Raw genomic sequence first — 24,308 nt, 5'->3', positions numbered from 1 at the left:
GTAACAAATTCGATTATACAATTGAGCTGTTAAAGTAAACTATACAATTTAATTTCAGGGAATTTCTCTTCAAACCATCTTGTTGCAAATTCATTTTCAAATAAGAATACTAAATCGTCATATCTATCTTTCACTAAAATCGATCTTGATGTGTTCATCTTATCTGTAATTTGGTCTTCATTTTCAATCCAACGTGCAATTTTACGGCCTACTGGCTCCATAACAACATCAACATTATATTCATTTTTCATTCTATGTTCGAAAACTTCAAATTGTAACTGACCAACAGCACCTAAAATAATTTGGTTTGTGTGTAATGTTTTATAGTATTGAATCGCACCTTCTTGTACTAATTGTTCAATACCTTTATGGAAATGCTTCTGTTTCATGACGTTTTTAGCAGAAACTTTCATAAAAATTTCTGGCGTAAATTGTGGTAAATCTTGGAAACTGTAGGTTTGTTTTCCACCAACTAAAGTATCTCCAATTTGATAATTACCAGTATCATATAGTCCAATGATATCGCCTGCTACAGCATGATTCACAGTTTCTTTATCGTCTGCCATAAATGACGTTGAACGTGTGATCTTTTGCTTTTTATTAGTACGTTGCAAAGTAACATCCATACCACGTTCAAATGCACCACTAACGACACGCATAAATGCAATTCTATCACGGTGTTTAGGGTCCATGTTGGCTTGAATTTTAAAGATAAATCCTGAAAATGAATCATCAAACGGGCTTACTTCAACCTCTTCTTTTGTTTGTCTTGCATTTGGCATTGGCGCAAAATCAACATATGCATTTAAGAAATTTTGTACACCAAAGTTAGCTAAAGCTGAACCGAAAAATACAGGTGTTAAGTCTCCACTCAACAGCGCGTCATTATCAAAGGCTTCACCCGCTTCTTCAACCAACATTAATTCTTCAATCGCTTGTTCAAAAGCACTATCATTTGTAATTGCATGATCTTCTTCCAACTCAAAATCATCATTCAAATGTAATATATTTTCTTCATCTCTAAATGGTTCAATTGTTTTAGACTTTCTATCAATGATGCCAAAGAAACTTTGTCCCATACCAATTGGCCAATTCATAGGGTATGTTTCAATATTTAATGTCTCTTCGATTTCATCTAATAATTCAAATGGTTCTTTACCTACTCGGTCTAATTTATTAATGAATGTAAAGATTGGAATACCACGCATTTTACAAACTTTAAATAACTTCAATGTTTGTGGTTCAATACCTTTTGCACAGTCTATGACCATGACAGCACTGTCAACTGCCATTAATGTTCTATACGTATCTTCTGAAAAGTCTTCATGTCCTGGTGTATCTAAGATATTGATTTTATAATCATCGTAATCAAATTGCATTACTGAACTTGTTACAGAAATACCACGTTCTTGTTCAACTTTCATCCAGTCACTTGTCGCAAATTTACCAGTCTTCTTCCCTTTAACTGTACCCGCTTCACGAATGGCACCACTGAAGTACAATAGTTTTTCAGTTAACGTTGTTTTCCCTGCATCGGGATGTGAAATAATCGCAAAAGTCTTTCTAGACTCAACTTCTTGCTTTAAGTTCATTAGTCTTTCTCCTTTTTATATGTTTCTATCCAATCTGTTAGTTGTGATGCAATCGATTCTGCCTCTTCCTCTTCTTTAAAAACAAACAATTGCATGAGTATTGCTTCAAAACAAGTTTCTTCATCTAATGTCATTGCCATCTGATATGACCAAAACCAATCTGGTATAGCAATGATTATCTGGTCATTTAATGCTTCGAATAAATAAACATCAATAGTTTTACCTTCATCAATAAATCTTTTATTGACCAACAGGGCCACCACCGAACTTTTTGTAAGCTGCTTCAAGGCCAATTAAATCATCTCGATGTGGCACCTTAATATGCCCTGGCATGATTTGATATGGTTCTCTTCCTTTTGATGCTAAAACGACAGTATCCCCAGGCTCAGCTATGTCAATTGCATGTTTTATCCCTTCTGCACGATCATCAAATTCAATATAGTTTTGATGTGTTGCACCTTTGGCTAATTCTGCCGTTAACATTTTCGGGTCATCATTTGCCGGATTATCCGGTGTGAAAATGACATAATCTGCACGACAGGCAACTCGCCCCATTTCAGGCGTTTTAGTTAAATCACGTTCGCCTGCCATACCAACTAAAAATATCAACTTTTGCTTTACAAAAGGCTGTACTGCATCGATTAATTTGTTCATACCATCAGCTGTATGTGCATAATCGATAATTAAATCAATAGGTAACGAAGGATCTAAAACTTCTAATCGCCCTTCAACAGGTTCTAAATTTTCAACAGCTTTAATAATCGTTTCTAAAGATGTACCTTTACTCCACACCGCAATCATTGCCGCCATAATATTAGAAATATTAAACTTACCAACATAAGGCGATTTTACTGAGTAAGTTCCAAAAGGCGTTACAAAATCAAAGCTGACACCTTGTAAAGATTCTTGAATATTTTTAGCCATAAATTGGGCTTCCTCATCAATTCCATAACTAAATACTTCACAAGGCGTCACTGTTCTTAAATACTCAGAAAATGAATCGTCATTGTTTAACACGACATACTTTTCTTTCGACAAATCTTCACCTAATTGACTAAACAATAAAGACTTCGCGTGTCCGTATGCTTCCATTGTGCCATGAAAATCTAAATGGTCTTGTGTTAAATTTGAAAATATTGCAACGTCAAATTCAACGCCTCGCAGTCGTCCTAATACTAAGCCATGGCTTGATACTTCTAATGTCATGGATTCAGCGCCTGCATCAACTGCTTCTTTAATTTTCTTAGTTAAAGAAACTGTTTCTGGTGTCGTATTTGCACCTTTTGTCTTTGTTTCATTAATTTGGAAACCATTAGTTCCTAAATATGCACTATTTTTTTGTAACTTTCTTTGAATTAAATGAATCATCGTCGCAATAGAAGTTTTACCATTTGTACCCGTTACACCAAATGTCACTAACTGATGACTCGGATAATCATATAATGTGTGTGCTAGAATACTAGCTACTCTTAATGTGTCCGGCACAACCACTTGTGTTACGTTAGCTGGTAATGATTGTTCTTTATTGACCACTACCAACTTACACCCTTGATCAGCTACACTTTGACAGAACTTATGACTGTCTACAGTATATCCAACTGAAGCGACAAAAATGCTACCTTCTCTCGCTGTACGTGAATCAGTAGTGATATCATCTATTTGTTGTTCTAAAGAACCCAATACACGCTTTACTTTTACTTTCTTAAACAACGTACTTGCATCCAAACTGAACCGCTCCTTTTTCTACAATATGTTTATTATACACGTTTTGTTGATGTTAATAAATTTATAATTTCACTGTTATATCCTACTAATCAGCATTTTCTAATTTCTACTATTAAAAATAAAACATACGTTATTATGAATTAGTTTCACAATTATGGCTCATCTTAAATTATTAAAACCATCTTGTAACATGGTATAATATCATAATTGTTTCCAAAAATATGCTATAATTGTATACTGGATAATTTTAAATATACAAATAAAACATAGAACAATAAATTGCTTTATAAAATAACGTTTTATTTTGTATCAATTCATCTATTGATTAAAATTGCTATAAATGTAACGACTTTGCGTCTTTATTTCTTTTATAATGCCGTAAAATAAGTTACACTTAAATAAAATTTTCAAACTAATGGAGGGTGGCTATTAATGGTTACTCAAAATAAAAAGATATTGATTATTACTGGCTCATTCGGTAACGGTCATATGCAAGTTACACAGAGTATCGTTAATCAACTTAATGATATGAATCTAGACCATTTAAGCGTCATTGAGCACGATTTATTTATGGAAGCTCATCCAATTTTGACTTCTATTTGTAAAAAATGGTATATCAATAGCTTTAAATATTTTAGAAATATGTACAAAGGGTTTTATTACAGCCGCCCAGATAAACTAGACAAATGTTTTTACAAATACTATGGACTTAATAAGTTAATCAATTTATTGATAAAAGAAAAGCCAGATTTAATATTATTAACGTTTCCTACACCAGTTATGTCGGTACTCACTGAGCAATTTAACATTAATATTCCAGTTGCTACAGTGATGACAGACTATCGCTTACATAAAAACTGGATTACGCCGTATTCAACAAGATATTATGTGGCAACAAAAGAAACGAAACAAGACTTCATAGACGTAGGTATTGATCCTTCAACAGTTAAAGTGACAGGTATTCCTATTGATAACAAATTTGAAACGCCTATTAATCAAAAGCAGTGGTTAATAGACAACAACTTAGATCCAGATAAGCAAACTATTTTAATGTCAGCTGGTGCATTTGGTGTATCTAAAGGTTTTGACACGATGATCACTGATATATTAGCGAAAAGTGCAAATGCACAAGTAGTTATGATTTGTGGTAAGAGCAAAGAGCTAAAGCGTTCTTTAACAGCTAAGTTTAAATCTAACGAGAATGTATTGATTCTAGGTTATACCAAACACATGAATGAATGGATGGCATCAAGTCAACTTATGATTACGAAACCTGGTGGTATCACAATAACTGAAGGTTTCGCCCGTTGTATTCCAATGATTTTCCTAAATCCTGCACCTGGTCAAGAGCTTGAAAATGCCCTTTACTTTGAAGAAAAAGGTTTTGGTAAAATCGCTGATACTCCAGAAGAAGCAATAAAAATTGTAGCAAGTTTAACGAACGGTAATGAGCAATTAACTAATATGATTAGTACAATGGAACAAGATAAAATTAAGTATGCTACACAGACAATATGTCGAGACTTACTTGATTTAATCGGTCATTCATCACAACCACAAGAGATTTATGGAAAGGTTCCTTTATATGCAAGATTCTTCGTTAAATAATTACGCTAATCATAAAAATTTCATTTTAATGCTTATTATCTTATTTTTAATGGAATTTGCGAGAGGCATGTATATCCTAAGCTATATTAATTTCTTGCCAACAGTTACATCCATTGCTGTAGCAATAACGTCTCTAGCATTTTCAATACATTTTATTGCTGATGCATCTACAAACTTTGTTATAGGATTTTTACTGAAAAAATTCGGCACAAAAATCGTTTTAACGACTGGATTTATTTTAGCATTTACAAGTTTATTTTTAGTTATTTGGTTTCCAGCATCACCTTTTGTAATCATATTTAGTGCTATGATGCTCGGTATTGCAGTTAGTCCTATTTGGGTCATTATGTTATCCAGTGTTGAAGAAGATAAACGTGGCAAACAAATGGGCTATGTTTATTTTTCATGGTTGTTAGGCCTATTGGTAGGTATGGTTTTTATGAATCTACTTATCAAAGTGCACCCAACACGCTTTGCCTTCATGATGTCTTTAGTCGTTTTAATTGCATGGATATTATATTATTTTGTCGATGTAAAGTTAACAAATTATAATACTCGTCCAGTTAAAGCTCAATTGAGACAAATTGTTGATGTGACAAAGCGCCATTTATTGTTGTTCCCTGGTATTCTTTTACAAGGTGCCGCAATTGCTGCCCTAGTTCCTATATTACCAACATATGCTACTAAGGTTATTAACGTAAGTACAATTGAATATACTGTTGCAATCATTATTGGTGGTATCGGCTGTGCAGTTTCGATGCTATTTTTATCGAAACTAATAGATAACCGCAGCAGAAACTTTATGTATGGTGTTATTCTAAGCGGATTTATTTTATACATGATATTAATTTTCACTCTATCTATGATTGTTAATATTCACATCGTGTGGATTATCGCTTTAGCTATCGGTCTAATGTATGGCATCTTATTACCAGCATGGAATACCTTTATGGCACGATTTATCAAATCAGATGAACAAGAAGAAACTTGGGGTGTTTTTAATAGTATCCAAGGATTCGGCTCAATGATAGGGCCATTATTTGGCGGATTAATTACACAATTTACCAACAATTTAAACAATACATTTTATTTCTCGGCATTAATCTTTTTAGTCTTAGCTGTATTTTATGGAAGCTACTTTATAGCAAATAGAGAAAAAGCTAAGTAAGGTTAAAACGTATTTTAAAATAAAGAAAATGGTCATTTTTATTACATTCAATAAAAATGACCATTTTCTTATTAATTCAAACATACTACGATTAACAATACTATTATGTTACTTAAGCTAATTTAAACGTTTCAATAACTTTCCATTTATCTTCGTCATCGTCAAAACGTAACAAAGTTAATTCATCGATAATTTCTTTATGGTCTACCCCAGCTAATGCTACTTGACCAAAAATATCTTCGAATTCTTGGCTAGATAGTCCTTGTGCTATTGTAAAGTGTGGCACAAAAACATGTTCAGCTTCTCCATAGAAATCTTCTCCATTAAAGCGATTAAACAATTCTTCTAAGTCGTCCGTCTTCGCAACTTTAAAGTAAATCACATTGTTCGTTGGTTTGAAGCTAGAAGCTTTTGTAGCATGAACTTCTACTGCTGGTATACCATTAATACGAGCTCTAACCTGTTCAATGACAGAATCTAAATCACCATCTTCAATTTCAAATGGCGCTTTAATTGTCACATGTGGTTTAATTCGTGAATACTGTTTATCATATCTTTTACGGTAAGAATCCACCGCTTCTTGAAATGACTTTGATGGAATTAATGCTAATCCTAAAATCATCTGAATTCCTCCTTTGTTTAACCTATTGCTATTATATCAAATTTCTTTGAAAACCGTTACATTAAAAATAATTCATTATACATCTTTTGCAATTTCGACAAATTTAAATTAAATCAAACAGTAAAATCTTTTATAAATTATATTATAGACCAAACTATATGAAGACAATTCATACTAAATCTACTAATGTAAATTACTCATAATGTTGATCATCTGTGTTTTTACGTAAAAAATACAATAATATATCTGACAGCAATGGTTTCCAATCTTTCCATTGGTGACCACCTTCAAATTCATCGTAATAATAAGTTATATTATATTTCTTAATTTGTTCAGCTAATTCTCTATTCGGTGTTAAGAAATCGGCACGCTTACCATTTGTTGGTAAAGTAAAATCTTTTTCATCTAGACCAATGACATGCCAAATTGTCAATTGTTCTTTATTAGCACATTGATTTAGCTTATCTAATACTTTGTCATCTGAATGTGGACTTAACATTGCTACACGACTAAAAATCGTTGGATAGGTCAACGCCGTTAATAAGGCAATACTACCCGCTAAACTATCCCCTACTAATAACCTTGCATTACCTACTTTCAGTGTAGAAAACGTCGAGTCAATAAATGGCAATATTTCTTTACCGACTGATTGAATAGTTAAATGAGAACGACTTCCTTGTGGATGAAATTCCTCTCTACGCTTATCAACGTCTTCATAATGGAATCCAACAATGATCGCATCATCAATACGCGCTTCTTTGATTAACGATTCATATGTACGTTGTATTCTCCCGAAACGTAAAAAATCTAATCCGTCAAAGCAAAGAATGACATTATATTTAACAAGTTGATTATAAGATTCTGGTAAATAAATACTTATCGTGACATCTCTATTTAAAATATTACTATATAAAACATGTTTATTAATCTTACCAGTTTTAAATTCTGACATAAAAAAGTGCCCCCTAGTAGTTGTATTGTTATTGTACCAAGAGACACTATATTTTTAAAATTCAAATTTCTGAGCACCTAAAATTATCAATGCTGTTTCTTTTTTTATCAAATGATCACTACATATACTATAAACAAAAGTAGATTACTTTTTGGCACGTGCTTGTTTTAAACGTTCTGGATATGTCTTCAACCAAAAGACAGCATTAGGTAATTTATTCGGATCAGGTTGATAAACTGCATTATAACCGTTTCCTAAACGTTTCTTTTGAATTTCATAATCTTTTAAAGCATTTACGGCAGGCTTATGTAAAATCCAAATCGCAATGATATTTAACCAAGCCATTAGACCTACACCTAAATCACCGAATGCCCATGCTACATCAGCTGTTTTAACTGCACCGTAAAATGTAGCGAACAAAATAATCACACGAGCAATATTAATAAATATCGATGAAACTTGATTATTTTGATTACGCGTTAAATAAGCAACATTTGTTTCTGTAATGTAGTAGTACGACAAAATTGTAGTAAATGCAAAGAAGAATAAAGCAAATGCAATAAAGTACGAACCTACGCCAGAGAAAGTAGGATCAAATTGATAACCACTGCCATGGAACGCTTTATCAATGCCGGCTTGTGCATACATCGCAGTACCTGAATAATCTTTACCTGTTGCATTTTCAACATAAATACCGCCATCTTTAATTAAATGCGGTGTGCCATTCGCATTAACCGTACCATCAGTCACATTATATGTACCAGAAATAAGTATAATCAGAGCAGTTGCAGTACATACAAATAATGTATCAATATAAACTGAAAATGCTTGTACTAGACCTTGTTTACTTGGATGTGATACTTCTGCTGCCGCTGCTGCGTGTGGACCTGTACCTTGACCAGCCTCATTTGAGTATAATCCACGTTTAACACCAATCTCTATCATTGCGCCAACGATACCACCAAAAGCAGATTGTAATCCAAATGCTGATTTGAAAATTAATGCAAATAACGCTGGCACTTCTTGTATATTGATACAAATGATAATGACAGCCATCAGTATGTAAATAATTGCCATAAATGGTACAACGGCTGTTGCAACATTGGCAATACTACGTACACCACCAAAAATAATTAATCCCAAAATAACTACAACAATAGCACCCATTAACCATTGTGGAACATGAATCGCATTATGCATAGAACTTGCTATAGCGTTAGATTGCACACCAGGAAGCAATAGACCTACTGAGATAATCGTAACAATAGCAAAGATAATTCCGTAAATTTTACCAAATTTACCACCAATACCATATTCAATATAATACGCTGGTCCACCACGGTATTCATTATTTTCAACTCTCTTGAATATTTGACCAAGTGTAGATTCAATAAAAGCACTACTTGCACCTAAAAACGCAGTAATCCACATCCAAAATACTGCACCAGGTCCTCCTATAAATATTGCAGTAGATACACCGACAATATTACCTGTACCAACCCTGCCTGCTAAAGACATGGCTATCGCTTGAAAACTTGAAATACCATTAGGAGACTTCTCTCCTTGAAACATTAATCGAATCATTTCTTTAAAATGTCTAACTTGAAAAAATCGCATACGCAATGTAAATAGCACACCAGTAATTAGCAAACCATAAACTAATGGCTTACTCCATACAACCTCATTTAAAAAGGTTACTAATTTTTCAATCATAAGATTCCCCCTATTGTTTAAACATAAAAATATTATACGATTAAGCACGAGACACTTCAATATATTTTTCAGAATATTCTTATAAATATTAATATGATTATTTCATTATTTAAACACGTTTAATATTAAAATAAGTTATTCATATAAACTGGTGCTGTTTGATCCAATTGCAGACTTACGAGTCATTGAAAAGTCTCACAAACTATTGAAAGTAAATATCTTAAAATAGAAAGTGAATGGTTAATTTAAGTATATTTAAAAAATATTAACCTTTTTAAGCACTGCTATTTAGGATATACTAAATAATAACTAAGTTTAGAAAAATAGGAGGAACATCGTTTATGTTAAACAAGGTTTGGTTCCGAACTGGCATCGCTCTGATTATGCTGTTCATTCTCATCAAACTATTTATGGAAGTGCACGAAGTATTTACTCCAATAGCTACAATCATCGGTTCTGTATTTCTTCCATTTTTAATTAGTGGTTTTTTATTTTATATCTGTCTACCTTTTCAAAACTCACTTGAAAAAGTCGGTTTTCCAAGATGGGCTAGTATAACAACAATCATGTTAGCTTTGTTTGCTATTATCGGCTTAATTGTTGCGTTTGTTGCACCAATCATCATTTCAAATATCAACAATTTAATTAGTCAGACACCTGCCCTACAAAAAGAAGCAGAGCAAATTATTAAATTCGCACTAGCTCAAATGGATAAATTACCTGAAGATGTAACAAGTAGAATTACAAATATGGTTAAATCAATGGGTGATGGCGTTACTAATATTTTATCTAATTCATTACAGTACATTACATCATTAATTTCAACCATCTTCTTATTGATTATGGTTCCATTCTTCTTAATTTATATGTTAAAAGACCATGAAAAATTTATCCCAGCTGTTGCTAAATTTTTCAAAGGTGAACGTAAAGTATTTTTCGTAGATTTATTAACTGATTTAAACTTTACATTAAAATCTTACATTCAAGGTCAAGTAACTGTCAGTGTTATTTTAGGTATATTCTTATATATCGGTTATTCAATTATTGACTTACCATATATTCCTTTATTAGTACTATTTGCTGGTGTCGCAAACTTAATTCCTTTCTTAGGTTCATGGTTATCATTTGCACCTGCAGCAATACTCGGTATTATAGATAGTCCTACTACATTTATATGGGTTTGTATCATTACATTAATTGCACACCAACTTGAAGGTAATATCATTACGCCAAATGTAATGGGTAAATCTTTAAGTATCCATCCTCTAACAATTATCGTTGTTATTTTAGCAGCAGGAGATTTAGGTGGCTTTACATTAGTTCTGATTGCAGTGCCATTATATGCTGTACTTAAAACGGTTGTTAGTAATATTTTCAAATACCGCCAACGCATTATTGATAAAGCAAACAGTAATGTTAAGGACTAATTCTGTGGATGTCTTTTAAGAATATAAGATACTATCGCATCAAAAGTTGAAACTACAGCTTTTGAGGCGATTTTTTTGTGCATAAAAAATCAGTCAAATGAAATATCAAATAATTTTCCATCAGTCCGATTATTATAAAAGCAAAAAAGCTTTGCTCACATATATAATAACGTGAACAAAGCTGTTGAATGATATTATTTAATTGCGTGGAATCCGCTATCTACATGAATATTTTCACCTGTAACGCCACTTGATAAATCACTTAATAAGTAAGCCGCAGTTTTACCTACTTCTACTTGATCAACATTACGTTTTAAAGGTGCACGCTCTTCGATTTCTTTAAGAATTGTATTGAAACCACCCACACCTTTTGCACTTAATGTACGGATTGGACCAGCTGAAATTGCATTAACGCGAATATTATCTGGACCTAAGTCTAATGCTAAATATTTAACATTTGCTTCTAAGCTCGCTTTAGCAACACCCATCACATTATAGTTTTGAACTGCGAATTCGCCACCTAAATATGTTGTTGCAACAATGCTACCACCTTCTGGCATTAATTTTTTAGCTTCATGAGCAACGATAGTTAGTGAGTAAGAACTAATGTCTTGAGCTAACAAGAAACCTTCACGTGAAGTTTCAGAAAAGCGTCCGCGTAAGTCTTCCATATTAGCAAATGCGATTGAATGATATACACCATCAATATTGCCAACATCTTTACCAATTTGCTCAAAACCATTAATAACCTCTTCATCGCTTTGAACATCAATTTGATATAAGTGCGCTTCTGGTTGATTTAATTGTTCTAATAATTTTTCAAGCTCTTTACGGCTACGTTCTTTACGGTAAGTAAATACTAATTTAGCACCTAATTGATCTAAAACTTTAGCGACACCAAAAGCAATACTACGCTTATTAGCGATTCCCATAATGACATATGTTTTGTTTTCAAGATTTAACATGTAAGATAACTCCTTATAATAATTAATTTAACGGATAGAATATCTAATCCCAGTTTTAACTAACTTTTTATTCGTCAATACATTTTAACACTATTATGACTTTTTAATAAAGTTATTTAAACGTATTACAACGATAAATGTTTGATTTAGTCCTTTCTGTATCAAACTTGATTTACGTAAAAAGCATTTATTTATCAAAATCATATACATACTAGCATTTTAATATCATTAATTTTACGTCGTACTAAAATACGTCTGCATTTTAATATCATTATTGTTAAAAATAAAATTCTAACTCTTGCTTCAATTCATCAACGTATTCTTTAGCACCGGTAACAATTAAGCGATCTCCATATCGCAATTGTGTATCTCCATGCGGAACAATCGACTCATTATTACGGATAATACGCACGAAGATGATGTCTCCTCCGAATGGGAAATTACGTAATTGAATATTTTCATATTTATAATTTAACATTTGAATTTCATATAGTGACGTTTCAACATTACTTAATAAATTCAACATGTTAGGTGTTTCAATTAAACCTTTTAATAAGATTTTATTACTTAAGTAGCTACTGAAAATTTCAATACCTGAATCAACTAACTCTGTATCGTCCGTTGTGCTTTCAAGTCTGCAAATGACACGCTCAACTTGATGTGCTTTGGCTAATTTAGCAACTTTTCGGTTAATATCATCGTCATTCGTGGCACAAACAACTATGTCTCGGTCAAACAGACCTAGTCGTTCTAAAACATCTTGTTCATAATCAGCAATTTCTATCATCGTGATATCATCCGACAATTGACGACGATCACTCAAGTCTTTGCGATAATATAATGTCACGTCATATAACTGAGATGTTAAATTTTGCGCTATAGGAATCGTTAATTGATTTTTACCAATTAAACTAACTTCAATTTTACGGTTAAACTCATCTGGAACTGGAAACAGTTTTTTGAAAATAATCGGAACGAATACACATGTAATGACTGCGCTTAAAATTAATATACCTGACGTTTCAGCTGAAATAGCATTTAATCTTTCTGAAATTTTGGCTGCAGCTATCACGAGCGATAATGTTGATGTTAATAAAAATGCTGATGCAATCGTTGTTTTCATATCAAACCAACGTCGAATAAACATGACTGGAATTAATTTTGAAACGATAAATGCAACGATTAAAATCGGTATGATAATTAGTAATTTCGGTTCTTTAATTAATGAAGGTATGTTTAAATCTACACCAACCATTATAAAGAAAATAGGAATAAAGAACCCATAACCAAATGAGTCTAACTTTTCAACCATTTCTTCATCTGGATTTAATAATGAAACAACGACACCTGCTAAGAATGCACCTAATATATTTTCTGCGCCAACTCCCTCTGCTAGGGCTACTAATAATATTATTAATGCAAATACCGCACGAATACCGATTTGCGTCGTACCATCCATCAATTTTTGTAAAAATGACATTCTTTTAAATTGAACACCTAAAATATATGAAATTGCTGTGAAAACAACTAATATACCTATTAACCATATTGTACTGCCGCCTTGACCATTGATTGCACCATAGACCGTTAATAAAATCATAGTTACTAAGTCCGCAAGTACTGCTACTAATAGGATAAATTGCCCTATAGTTGTTCTCATAATATTCATTTCTTTTAAAGTTGGAACAACTACGCCTAAGGAAATAGTTGAAATGATAATGACCATTAATAACACATCATCCACTAATCCAAGCCATTTAAATACATACGCTAAAAGAATCGAAATAATCATAATAAATGCAAATACAGTTAACGCTAGATTAAGATGCCCTGGAATTGAGGATTCATCATTATTTTGTCCTTGACGTGCGCGTTTATCTTTTTTAAAAGCTTTAAAATCAATTTCTAAACCACTTAAAAACATTAAAAAGATAAAGCCTAATGTTGATAAAATATTTAGAATTGAATCCCTTTCTACTATATTTAGAAATGAATTTCCAATCACAATCCCCATCAAAATTTCTGCAACAACAACTGGCAAGAAATTAATATTTAATCGATTGACAATTATTGGAGTTAAAAACGCTGCTAAAACAACAATAACTAAAGATAAAAACTCCATAACTCCTCCTTAAATTAAGTAAGCCATAAATGATGTAGCTAAACCAAAATAAATCAACATACTAATAATATCATTAATTGTTGTAATAAATGGTCCACTAGCCACTGCTGGATCGATATTTAATTTATTCATCAATAATGGAATCATCGAACCTACAAACGTCCCCACCGTCATCGCACAAGTTAAACTTCCTGCAACGATTAATGCTAAAAGTGGCTGATGATATATTGCAACAATAATTGTAAATAATATTGTTGAACATACAACACCCGATAATACACCACTTCCTGCTTCTCTTAATGCAATTCTAAATTTACTTTGCTCATTAATTTCCCCTGTCGTAATGTTACGAACTGAAACGGCTAAAGATTGTGTACCTGAATTTCCTGACATACCACTAATAATAGGAATAAACGCTGCGAGTAGCGCTACATTTTCTAATGTTTTTTCGAATCTCCCTAAAATTGTCGCAGTAATCATTCCTAAAAATGTTAAAATAATCAACCATGGTAAACGTTTTAATGCTGTTTTAATGATTGAATCATTAGTCGAATCGATATCTGATACCCCGGCTAAACGAGAGTAGTCTTCACTAGCCTCTTCATCCATAACGTCTAAAATATCATCAATCGTGATGATACCAAGCAAATGTTCTTGGTAATCTATAACAGGTACAGCCATGAAATCATAGTCTCTCATAACTTGAGCAACATCTTCTTGGTCGTCTGCTACATTCACACTAATGACACGTTCATTCATAATATCTTCAATATAAGCATCATTTTCAGCTACAATTAAATCTCTTAGCGATAAAACACCTACTAATTTACCATCATCATCAACGACAAATATAACATATATTGTTTCTGCGTCTGGTGCTTGCGCTTTGACCAATAATAATGCTTCTTTAACAGGCGTATGCGCTTTAAGTGATAAATACTCCGTCGTCATAATACCGCCGGCCGTATCCTCATCATAGTGAAGTAATGCTTTGATTTCATTCGCGTCATCTTTATTCATCAATGTTAAAAGACTAGCAACTTTTGGTTTAGTCAACTCATTTAAAATATCTACTGCATTATCGTATGACATTTCTTCTAATATGTGACTTGCGTATGTCGCATTCATTTTATCAAATAGCAACTCATATTCATCGTCATCAATATCTAATTGATCAAAGAAATTTGCAACCTCTTCAGGTGATAAATATTGAAAAATCTTTTGTCTATTTTCATCGGTAGTATCTTCAAAATACTCACTTTGTTCATATGTGTGTAATGCTAGAAATTCATCTCTAAATTGATCAATATCATCATTTTCTAAGTATTGATCTAATAATGTCTCATCATATAATTCCTCTTGAACACGCTCTTTTTCATCTGTGTTCATTGACATACTTACACCCCCTGTGTGAATTAGAGTTGATTGAATAATTTAAGTAATTGCTTATAATCAATTGTAATATAAATATTGTTCTTATTGATTGGATGAACAAAATATATTTGCGTACATTGCAGTACTTGACCATGAATTTTGTCATGAAAACCATCATACAAAGAATCTCCCACAATTGGATGCCCAATATGTTGAAAATGTACACGAATTTGATGTGTACGTCCCGTATGCAAATGAACTTTGCATAAACTGTATTTATCATTCTGATTTATTACTTCATAAGATGTTTTAGCGTATTTACCATCCGAGGCAACTTCTCTAGTTATAATACTATCCTTTGACCGTCTAATATTAGCTTCAATAATACCAGATGTATGGGTTTTACCATATACAAGGCAAGTATATATTTTTTTCAAGTTTACTTTAGAAAATAAATGATGGATATATCCATATTTAGCGAATATCACAATACCAGTTGTATTACGATCTAGACGCGTAACAATATGTGGGTTAATATTTTCACCATTTTCCTGACAATGATATAGTACTTGTTCGATTAAACTTTCATGAGGATGTTCTCTCGAAGGTGTACAATTTTGATTGTTTGGTTTAGTAACTATGATGATAAAAGCATCTTCATACAATACTTCTAGCTTACGAGCATAAGGTATTAAATTAACACTCGGTATTTCTCGTGGTAAATGAATTTCTAATATATCATTTGGCATTAATTGCTTACGCACTGTGACTGGTTCATCATTAACAATTAAAGCGCCATTATTTTTAATGGCGCTCACTGTCTTCTTAGAAAAATCATGTCGTGCTAAAAAAGTTTTAACAGTTTCCTGTTGTGATATATGATACTTAAATTTCATCGTTCTTCATCACTTGATATGAAAGAATCGTGTACACGTTTCCAGAATGGGAATGGTCTAAAACGTGCAAACCTCACTTTTTCATTTGCTACACGGTATTGTATTGAATTAACATTTTTATGTTTGATACTAACATGATCTATCGTCATTCTAATGGTATCATGATTAACTGGTGATATTAAACATGTATGATGCTTTGGTAATACAAGTGGTGATCCTACCGTTCTAAACACACGATTATTTATTGAGGCAATTTCTGTAATTTGCATTGCTTCAAGTGAAGGATGTATCAGTGCGCCACCTAGCGCTTTGTTATAAGCCGTTGAACCCGAAGGTGTTGATACACATAATCCATCGCCTCTAAATCGCTCAAAGTGTTTCCCTCTTAAGTTAACATCCACAACAAGTGTTGAGCCATTTTCAGTTTTCATCGTTGCTTCATTTAATGCTAAATACCTTGTTTCATAGCCGTTGTCGTTGTATCTCATAATAATTTCAAGCAATGGATATTCAATGACCTGAAACTCTGAATTATTAATTTCGATGATTAATTTTTCAACTTCATGAGGTAACCAATCCGCATAAAATCCTAAATGACCTGTATGAACTCCAACAAATGCCACTTTTGATAACATGTGGCTATACTGATGGAATGCTTGTAGTAATGTACCATCACCACCAACTGAAATAACAATTTCAGGATTTTCACTATCCTCAATCATGCGAAAATCTTTCATATAGTTCATCATTTTATGCTTTAAGGCATTAGACTTGGAGTCACCTTTAGTTAAAATTGTATAACGCATGATTTATAACACCTCGTTAATCATTTTCATGTTTTTTAGAACGTTTTTGCGTGTAATATTTTTGAGCTTCCTGAATTTCATCTTTAATTTCAGACATCTCTTCATCAAGTAAATACGCTGCTTCTGCCGCTCTTTCCAAACGATGTTGAATTTCATCCGGATAAGCACCATCATATTTATATCGTAAAGTATGTTCAATCGTTGCCCAGAAATTCATTGCTAATGTACGAATCTGAATCTCAGCCAATATAAATTTTTGGCCTTGTAATGTTTCAATTGGATATTCAATAATGACATGATACGAGCGGTAACCACTTTCTTTAGTGTTACGAATATAATCTCGTTCTTCAATTACTTTAAAATCTTTTCTTTGTCTTAAAATATTGACGACAACATCAATATCTTCAACAAATTGGCACATCATTCTTAAACCAGCGATATCGTACATTTCTTCTCTTAACCTATCAAATGGTATTTGTCGTTTGTTTGCCTTATCTATAATACTAGCGATTGGTTTAACACGACCAGTAACAAATTCTATTGGCGACGCTTGTTCACCAACTTCATATTGTTTGCGCATGCCTTTAAGTTTCACTTTCAACTCATCAACCGCTTGCTTATAAGGTGTTAAGAACTGATCCCATTGATTCATAGTGCTTCACCCCGCTTTATTCAATGTCGAATGTTTCTTCAACGGTTGCAACAAATTCCTTACCATAATTATTATTCCCTTTTATGTTGTCTAAAATATAAGTAAGTTCTTGGTGGAATTCAGTCAATTCTAGTTCATCATTGATAATAATTTTTTTAGTCATGTTTTCATGCAACATCGTCCATGTTTCTTGTACGAAAATGAGATAAGCATACGCTTTACCATCATCTAATGTATACGCAAAGGCATAATTATCACTATCAACGAGCATTTGTCCTACTTCAGATAATCCTTTAATAGAATCTTCTGTATAACAATAAAGTATGTCATCTTTAATTTTAATTTCATTAATATATAAACGCATGCTTAATCCTCCTCTTATTCCATAACATTTTAACACAATTCAATAATACAAAACACTTACGAACACTATTTTTAATGGTCAAATTAACATTGATAATAGATAAAGGAAATTGCTTTTAAAATTCAACTTTGTCATTCATAATATAGTTAAGATAAATTGAATTTGATACGAGGTGTATACATATCATGGCAACAAATCATGAAATAGAATTTAAACAAATGATAACTGCATCAATCTATAATAAATTGCAAGAGAAATATTTTAAAGACAGTGTGCTTTTTAAGCAAATCAATTACTATATTGATACACCCGATTTCAAATTAAAGGAACATCGCTCTGCACTACGCATAAGAGTTAAAGACAATCAATATGAAATGACTTTAAAGACACCAGCAAAGGTTGGTCTATTAGAATACAACTATATCGTCGACATTAAACCAGAGATGAACTTGATTATTTCAAACGACAATCTTCCAGATGACATTCGTCAAATTATAGTTGAACAGTTTGGTGTAAAGGATACAACTTTATCAATACTTGGTGCATTAACGACATATCGCCAAGAAACTAAATATAAAGGTGATTTACTCGTTTTAGATAAAAGTGAGTATTTCGATACTACGGATTATGAGTTAGAGTTCGAAGTTAAAGACTATAATCAAGGTTTACAAAAGTTCCAATCTTTATTAAACGAACTAAACCTCGAACATCATCAACCTTTAAATAAAGTTCAACGTTTTTTCAAGAAAAAAGAAACACTTTCAAACAATATAAATTAAATTGGCAAATATGCATATTTCTTTCAAATGTTTAAAATCATGTTATATTAGTTATATATTAACTTAAGTTCGTAACAGTAAATTTTTGAAAATGGGTGATTAAATGACAACAACACCATATGACATCATTGGTAAAGAAGCGTTATACGATATGATTGATTATTTTTACACCCTTGTAGAAAAAGATGAACGACTTAATCACCTGTTTCCAGGAGATTTTGCAGAAACAAGTCGTAAACAAAAACAATTTTTAACACAGTTTTTGGGCGGTCCAAACATTTATACCGAAGAACACGGACATCCTATGCTAAGAAAAAGACATATGGATTTTACAATCACTGAATTTGAAAGAGATGCATGGTTAGAAAATATGCAGACAGCAATTAATCGCGCTGCGTTTCCACAAGGTGTTGGAGATTATTTATTTGAGCGCTTAAGATTAACTGCTAATCATATGGTGAATTCCTAAAATTAATTGTAGGTGAATAAACATGGCTGGAGAATTACGAATAATGGAAAATAAGAGTCGTGAAGATATTAATCTATCACCTGTAAGTAAAATCGAAATTTATTCATTTTTCGATCCATTTAGCTCCGATTGCTTCAAATTATCAGCAATCTTATCCAAATTAAGAATTGAATATAATCAATATATACGTATCAGACATATATTAAATCCTTCGTTAAAAGTATTAACGAAATGCCAAGCTCAAAGTACATCCAACTTTGATAACATCGCCCTAGCTTATAAAGCAGCTGAGTTACAAGGTCGTGTACGTGCCGAACGATTTATACATTTAATGCAAAATGAAATCATACCTAAAAGAGATATTATTACAGAATCAATGATTTGTGACTGTATTCAAAATGCAGGTATTGATTTAGAAGTATTTAAAGACGACTTACAAAAAAGTAAACTAACCGAAAGCTTGAAAATTGATTTGCATATTGCAAGAGAAATGGAAATCGAACAAGCCCCTTCTCTCGTTTTCTTTAGTGAAGATGTTCATGAAGAAGGTTTAAAAGTCGAAGGATTATACCCATATCACATCTATACTTATATAATTAATGAATTGATGGGTAAACCTATCGAAAAGAATCTTCCTCCTAAATTAGAAACTTATATACAGCAACAACAACTTGTAACGATGGAAGAATTACTTACTATTTATGAATGGCCAGAAAAACTTTTAAACAAAGAGTTAAAGAAGTTAGCCATTCAACAAAAAATTGAAAAACTTAAATATCCAGATGGCGATTTCTGGAAATCTAAAATGCCTAAAATCAAATCAAAATAAATAAATTAAAGACCTCGTACACCATAAATGTAACGAGGTCTTTTTACTGACTCTTAATTTTGCAACATTAAATTATTAGAACGTAATGTTACACATCGATCTAAATATATTAGTGATATTTTCCGAATTTAACCAGTTCGAAAATTATACAAATTATAAATTTGGTACATAATAGACTTATATTAATCGTTAATGTATAAAAAGTGCATATTTAATACATTTTTATACAACTTCACTTCCCTCTTATTAAAAAAGAACATAAAAAAACGTCGTGTCTGAATACACGACGCTAAACAAAGGGGATGGGAGAAATTTTTCACTTCAAACAAAGGGGTATGTTTGTTATGTGATTAATTTCATGTTCATAATATAACATGCTATCTCTACCATTTCAACCTTTTAATAGTACTTAATTTAAATTGTCACAATCTGTTCATAATGTAAGCGAATACAATAGTACTAAGCTTTCATTAATTTTTCAAAAGCGTTCAATTTTTGTTCAAAAACTTCACAAGCTTGTTCAATTGGTTCAGGTGTTGTCATATCTACACCAGCATTTTTTAATATCTCAATTGGATAATTTGAGCTACCTTTTTTCAAGAATTCATTAATATATCTATCTACTGCTGGCTTACCTTCTGTTAAAATTTGATGACTTAAGCTTTGAGCTGCACTGTAACCAGTTGCGTATTGATATACATAATAATTCATATAGAAGTGTGGAATACGTGACCATTCCTTACTAATATCTTCATCAGTTTCTACAGAATCACCGAAGTATAATTTATTTAATTTGGCATATTCTTCATTCATTCTAGTTGGTGTTAAAGGTTCACCTGCTTCTTCAATTGCATGAATTTTATGCTCAAATTCTGCGAACATTGTTTGTCGGAATAATGTAGCTCTGAAACGTTCTAATTCTTGGTTTAATAATAATAAGCGTTTTTCATCATCAAGATGTTTATCCATATAATCACTTAAAAGTGCTTCGTTACAAGTTGATGCAACTTCAGCGACAAAAATAGTGTAGTCACTAGAATTTGACGGTTGGAATTTTCTACTGAAGTAACTATGTGCTGAATGCCCAAATTCATGAACTAATGTGTATAAGTCTGAAATAGTATTAGACCAGTTAAGTAGAATAAATGGATTAGTTAAATGTGCACCTGATGAATAGCCACCTGAACGTTTACCTTTATTCTCATAGACATCGACCCAACGATTGTTTAAGCCTTCTTTAACTACATTTAAATATTCTTCACCCATTGGTTCTAAAGCTTTTAACATCCACTCTTTAGCTTCTTCATAAGGCATTTCAAACTTAATATCTTTAATTAATGGTGTATATAAATCATACATTTTCAAGTCATCTAAACCTAGCAATTCTTTGCGCAATTCAGTATATCTATGTAGCAATGGTAAATATTTATGTACAGTTTTTACTAGATTGTCATATACATTTTCTGGAATATGATTATTACTCAATGCTTTTTCTCTTGCAGTTTTGTAATTGTGTGTACGAGCATTAAATACATTTTTCTTCACTTCACCTGCTAGCGTAGCGCCAAGCGTATTATTATGAGCACCATATGCTTTATATACATTTCTAAAAGCACTTTCTCTTAGTTTGCGATCATCTGATTCTAAATACTTAATAAATGTACCTTGTGTTAACGGGTGTGCATTTCCATCTTTATCAATCGCATCTTCAAATACTAAATCAGCGTTGCTAAACATACCGTATACATTTGATGGCGTTGATAACGCGTCCTGCGCTTCTGTTAATAACTTTTCAGTTTCAGCATCTAAAATATGAGGACGTTTTTCATTAATCAACTTCAAATCAAATGCGAATTTTTGTAATTTATCATATGAATTTACAAATGATTGAATTTTATCTTCATCAATTTGTAAAATCTCTGGCACTAAGAAACTCCATGCCGAGCTAAATTTAATAATTAATTGATGTGCTCTTGACTCCATACCAGTATACTTGTCGTTCGTTGTATCTTGGTCTTGTTTTAGGTGCGCGTATACATATACTTTTTCTAATTTAGTACCTAATGTATCTTCTAATTCTAATGCATTGTATAATGTCTCAGCACTATCACCAATGTGTCCTTTAAATTGTTCTTCTTTGCCTAACTCATTTTCAACTTCTTTAAATGCAGCCTCAAAAGCTTCATCATCTTTGAAAATTGTTGTTAAGTCCCATGTATATTCAGGATATTTACGTTCCTGTTCTTCTCTAGATAATTGTTGACTCATATGTAGTAAACCTCCTAATAAAATATAATTGATATAATTTTCTCATTTTAGAACAAAATTTGCACGTCATTACCTCTATCTGAACAAATATTTAAATAATTGTTAATAAGTTTTTCTATAATTGCTGTTTTACTTTCTAGACCAACAATAAACTTTTTCAGTTTAAAATAATTAAGATTGTCATTTACTAATTTGCTTTTTCCATTCTTTAACCATAAATCAACTTGTAATTGCCACTCAATAGGATGATTTTTAATATAAATTTGCTCTGGAAAAATATAACCATAATTGTGCACTACTTCTTGATCAGTTAACTGTAATTGATACATTGCACTTAAAGTGGGTTCTAAAACAGAATTTTGCCAGCGACAATATTTGATATATTGATTAATTGCGAACTTTGATAATTTATAAACAGCATGATAATCACAAGGCGCCTCATTAAACAACTCACTAATTTTGGCATTTCTTTTTTCAGCGACATATTTGTGCCCGCCTAAATATTGTATTTGTTGAAACATCATTATTTGTTTTTTCTCTAAATTGAACGTATGAAGTTTTCGAGTGAATGGATTAATAAACATACTTTGAAAATGATTGAACTTCACTTTATTATGACAATAATCAACATCATTTAATAACCAACTTACTTTATATCCCATTTTCTTTAAACCTTCCGTTCGTTGAAGAATCTGTTTATAAGGAATTGGCGAATACTGTAGCTCAATAACATATTTATTATTAATCAAAATATCCGGAATTTGTTTTATTTCTTTTAAAAATGGCTCTATCTCTACTTTAAATCCTTGTTGCTGTATCATCTGTGCTAAAATCAATTTACTTTTATAATGTTTAATCGTTTCATTATTAAAACATTTTTGTTCCGCTAAATGTTTATGTGCAAAATGACTAATTACTTTGAGCCCACGCTTTAAAATAACTTGCTTGCCACACACCGGACAAAAATATTGTGTCTTTCTCAATGCAGTAGTTGCTAACACACGTTCCTTTTCTTCATTTAAAGCTACTAACATATCTTCACCTCAAAATATTACACGTAAGTTTAACTACTATTACTTTTTCAGCTTTTGAAATCAATAAAAAAAGAGACTCCAAAGAGTCTCCTTTCATAGTGCGTTGCTTAATTAATATCGTTATTCAGTTGTCTCTGGAAAATAACGTCGAACTTGAGCTGTTACGTTATGACTCATAATTATTTTAGCATAGTCATTTAAATAAACTTCTGTTCTGTCTGTTGGATAAGCAAATTCAAGCAATTGACTGTAACTATCATTAATGACTTCTTGATCAACATGACTATCAAAATGTACAGCATAATAATAAGTACCATCAACCATATATAACAAATCTTCAAACTCTGTAGTTATTGGATTGCTATGATATGCATAATTAATAACATCTTCTAAATCGTTAAATTTCACAATAATTGTTCTTGTATTTTTACGTGCTGAAGACTTTTGACGTTTAGAACCTTGAGCTTCTTTTTCTTTTGTTCGTTGCTCGAATAATTCTTCTAATTGATCTTCACCTTCTAATGTTTGAGCTAACAATTCTTGAACTTGTTCATCAAATTGATCAGTTGCATCATCATCAGACATATTCATCATATCTTCATTTTTAGATTTAGAAATTGTGACTTCGACACCTTTTTCAAAGGCATGTACTTGAATCCATAATGGACCTTCTACAACAAAATCTTCTTCTTCGTTAATTTCATCCATCATTGACCAAAAGAATTCTTCGCCACGTTTGCGATTTGTCCATAAATCTTCACGACTAAATCCACGGGCCTCGATATCGCTATATGTTATAAACAATTTTACAGTTGTATCATCTACTCGTTCTATTCTCATATCATCTCACTCCTTACAGTCGATGAATAGTATCCACATTGTATTAAAGCATCAAACAAAATACAATTTATTTGTTTGATTTCTTTCTCTAAAATATTTTGGT

The 24,308-nt window shown here is 31.9% G+C and carries 22 protein-coding genes; 6 read left to right on the top strand and 16 right to left on the bottom strand.

Annotated elements, in window-relative coordinates; all coding sequences use genetic code 11:
- Nucleotides 1-29: 29 nt before the first annotated feature.
- Genes IDG66_RS10615 through IDG66_RS10605 form a run of 3 tightly spaced genes read right to left on the bottom strand, consistent with a single transcriptional unit; the run spans nucleotide 30 to nucleotide 3,317 of the window.
- Nucleotides 30-1,592: a peptide chain release factor 3 gene (locus IDG66_RS10615; RefSeq protein WP_001049957.1), complete on the bottom strand. Its 1,563-nt coding sequence runs from the start codon at nucleotides 1,590-1,592 to the stop codon at nucleotides 30-32.
- On the bottom strand, nucleotides 1,592-1,843 hold the full coding sequence (locus IDG66_RS10610; RefSeq protein ID WP_000247584.1) for a YueH family protein: 252 nt from the start codon (nucleotides 1,841-1,843) through the stop codon (nucleotides 1,592-1,594). The genes IDG66_RS10615 and IDG66_RS10610 overlap by 1 nt, the downstream gene beginning before the upstream one ends.
- A complete protein-coding gene (locus IDG66_RS10605) occupies nucleotides 1,833-3,317 on the bottom strand; it encodes a UDP-N-acetylmuramoyl-L-alanyl-D-glutamate--L-lysine ligase (protein WP_000340130.1) in 1,485 nt (494 codons plus the stop codon). The genes IDG66_RS10610 and IDG66_RS10605 overlap by 11 nt, the downstream gene beginning before the upstream one ends.
- A gap of 432 nt (nucleotides 3,318-3,749) precedes the next feature.
- Here IDG66_RS10605 and IDG66_RS10600 point away from each other — a divergent pair, with 432 nt between their 5' ends.
- Nucleotides 3,750-4,925, top strand: coding sequence for a diglucosyl diacylglycerol synthase (locus tag IDG66_RS10600; protein ID WP_000258650.1), 1,176 nt, complete (start codon nucleotides 3,750-3,752; stop codon nucleotides 4,923-4,925).
- Nucleotides 4,903-6,093: a lipoteichoic acid biosynthesis MFS flippase LtaA gene (gene ltaA / locus IDG66_RS10595; RefSeq protein ID WP_001154224.1), complete on the top strand. Its 1,191-nt coding sequence runs from the start codon at nucleotides 4,903-4,905 to the stop codon at nucleotides 6,091-6,093. The genes IDG66_RS10600 and ltaA overlap by 23 nt, the downstream gene beginning before the upstream one ends.
- Nucleotides 6,094-6,205: 112 nt before the next feature.
- Here ltaA and IDG66_RS10590 read toward each other — a convergent pair whose 3' ends face one another.
- The 3 genes from IDG66_RS10590 to IDG66_RS10580 all read right to left on the bottom strand — a co-directional run bounded on the left by IDG66_RS10590 (nucleotide 6,206) and on the right by IDG66_RS10580 (nucleotide 9,380).
- Entirely contained in the window at nucleotides 6,206-6,715 is a 510-nt protein-coding gene (locus tag IDG66_RS10590) for a YjcG family protein (RefSeq protein ID WP_000600387.1), read from the bottom strand.
- A 193-nt stretch (nucleotides 6,716-6,908) separates the two neighbouring features.
- Complete coding sequence (locus tag IDG66_RS10585) at nucleotides 6,909-7,667, bottom strand: esterase family protein (RefSeq protein WP_001288675.1); 759 nt, start codon at nucleotides 7,665-7,667, stop codon at nucleotides 6,909-6,911.
- Nucleotides 7,668-7,811: 144 nt separating this feature from the next.
- Nucleotides 7,812-9,380 (bottom strand): alanine/glycine:cation symporter family protein, encoded by a 1,569-nt coding sequence (locus IDG66_RS10580; RefSeq protein ID WP_000570687.1) that lies wholly within the window; start codon nucleotides 9,378-9,380, stop codon nucleotides 7,812-7,814.
- A gap of 341 nt (nucleotides 9,381-9,721) precedes the next feature.
- Between IDG66_RS10580 and cozEa the strand changes: the two genes are divergently transcribed.
- On the top strand, nucleotides 9,722-10,807 hold the full coding sequence (gene cozEa / locus IDG66_RS10575) for a lipoteichoic acid biosynthesis protein CozEa (RefSeq protein WP_000933111.1): 1,086 nt from the start codon (nucleotides 9,722-9,724) through the stop codon (nucleotides 10,805-10,807).
- 194 nt (nucleotides 10,808-11,001) lie between these two features.
- Here cozEa and fabI read toward each other — a convergent pair whose 3' ends face one another.
- The 7 genes from fabI to IDG66_RS10540 form a co-directional block, all read right to left on the bottom strand.
- Nucleotides 11,002-11,772, bottom strand: a complete 771-nt coding sequence (fabI, locus tag IDG66_RS10570) for an enoyl-ACP reductase FabI (RefSeq protein ID WP_000933195.1) — start codon at nucleotides 11,770-11,772, stop codon at nucleotides 11,002-11,004.
- A gap of 277 nt (nucleotides 11,773-12,049) precedes the next feature.
- Nucleotides 12,050-13,894 carry a monovalent cation:proton antiporter family protein gene (locus tag IDG66_RS10565; RefSeq protein ID WP_000395164.1) on the bottom strand — a complete coding sequence of 615 codons (1,845 nt, stop codon included), beginning with the start codon at nucleotides 13,892-13,894 and terminating at the stop codon, nucleotides 12,050-12,052.
- Between the two features lie 9 nt (nucleotides 13,895-13,903).
- Nucleotides 13,904-15,289, bottom strand: coding sequence for a magnesium transporter (mgtE, locus tag IDG66_RS10560; protein WP_000062407.1), 1,386 nt, complete (start codon nucleotides 15,287-15,289; stop codon nucleotides 13,904-13,906).
- 20 nt (nucleotides 15,290-15,309) lie between these two features.
- Entirely contained in the window at nucleotides 15,310-16,164 is an 855-nt protein-coding gene (locus IDG66_RS10555) for an RluA family pseudouridine synthase (RefSeq protein WP_000669935.1), read from the bottom strand.
- Nucleotides 16,161-16,970, bottom strand: coding sequence for an NAD kinase (locus IDG66_RS10550; RefSeq protein ID WP_001270834.1), 810 nt, complete (start codon nucleotides 16,968-16,970; stop codon nucleotides 16,161-16,163). Before IDG66_RS10550 ends, IDG66_RS10555 begins: the two co-directional genes overlap by 4 nt.
- Before the next feature lie 16 nt (nucleotides 16,971-16,986).
- Nucleotides 16,987-17,622, bottom strand: coding sequence for a GTP diphosphokinase (gene yjbM, locus IDG66_RS10545; RefSeq protein WP_001077683.1), 636 nt, complete (start codon nucleotides 17,620-17,622; stop codon nucleotides 16,987-16,989).
- A 16-nt stretch (nucleotides 17,623-17,638) separates the two neighbouring features.
- Nucleotides 17,639-17,986: a UPF0738 family protein gene (locus IDG66_RS10540; RefSeq protein WP_001242102.1), complete on the bottom strand. Its 348-nt coding sequence runs from the start codon at nucleotides 17,984-17,986 to the stop codon at nucleotides 17,639-17,641.
- A gap of 185 nt (nucleotides 17,987-18,171) precedes the next feature.
- Between IDG66_RS10540 and IDG66_RS10535 the strand changes: the two genes are divergently transcribed.
- The 3 genes from IDG66_RS10535 to yjbH all read left to right on the top strand — a co-directional run bounded on the left by IDG66_RS10535 (nucleotide 18,172) and on the right by yjbH (nucleotide 20,063).
- Nucleotides 18,172-18,765, top strand: coding sequence for a CYTH domain-containing protein (locus IDG66_RS10535; RefSeq protein WP_000224612.1), 594 nt, complete (start codon nucleotides 18,172-18,174; stop codon nucleotides 18,763-18,765).
- A 103-nt stretch (nucleotides 18,766-18,868) separates the two neighbouring features.
- Nucleotides 18,869-19,234, top strand: a complete 366-nt coding sequence (locus IDG66_RS10530) for a truncated hemoglobin YjbI (RefSeq protein ID WP_000214070.1) — start codon at nucleotides 18,869-18,871, stop codon at nucleotides 19,232-19,234.
- Nucleotides 19,235-19,256: 22 nt separating this feature from the next.
- Entirely contained in the window at nucleotides 19,257-20,063 is an 807-nt protein-coding gene (yjbH, locus tag IDG66_RS10525; RefSeq protein ID WP_000896697.1) for a protease adaptor protein YjbH, read from the top strand.
- A 459-nt stretch (nucleotides 20,064-20,522) separates the two neighbouring features.
- On the opposite strand, the gene pepF is transcribed toward yjbH, so the two are convergent.
- From pepF to mecA, 3 genes are all read right to left on the bottom strand, one after another.
- Entirely contained in the window at nucleotides 20,523-22,331 is a 1,809-nt protein-coding gene (pepF, locus tag IDG66_RS10520; protein ID WP_000082725.1) for an oligoendopeptidase F, read from the bottom strand.
- Nucleotides 22,332-22,378: 47 nt separating this feature from the next.
- Nucleotides 22,379-23,365 (bottom strand): competence protein CoiA, encoded by a 987-nt coding sequence (locus IDG66_RS10515; protein ID WP_000959293.1) that lies wholly within the window; start codon nucleotides 23,363-23,365, stop codon nucleotides 22,379-22,381.
- Nucleotides 23,366-23,485: 120 nt separating this feature from the next.
- A complete protein-coding gene (gene mecA / locus IDG66_RS10510; RefSeq protein WP_001217728.1) occupies nucleotides 23,486-24,205 on the bottom strand; it encodes an adaptor protein MecA in 720 nt (239 codons plus the stop codon).
- Between the last annotated feature and the right edge of the window lie 103 nt (nucleotides 24,206-24,308).

This window comes from Staphylococcus sp. EG-SA-18 (assembly GCF_017151825.1).
Classification (GTDB): Bacteria; Bacillota; Bacilli; order Staphylococcales; family Staphylococcaceae; genus Staphylococcus; species Staphylococcus aureus.
This window is presented reverse-complemented; position numbering and strand designations above follow the sequence as displayed.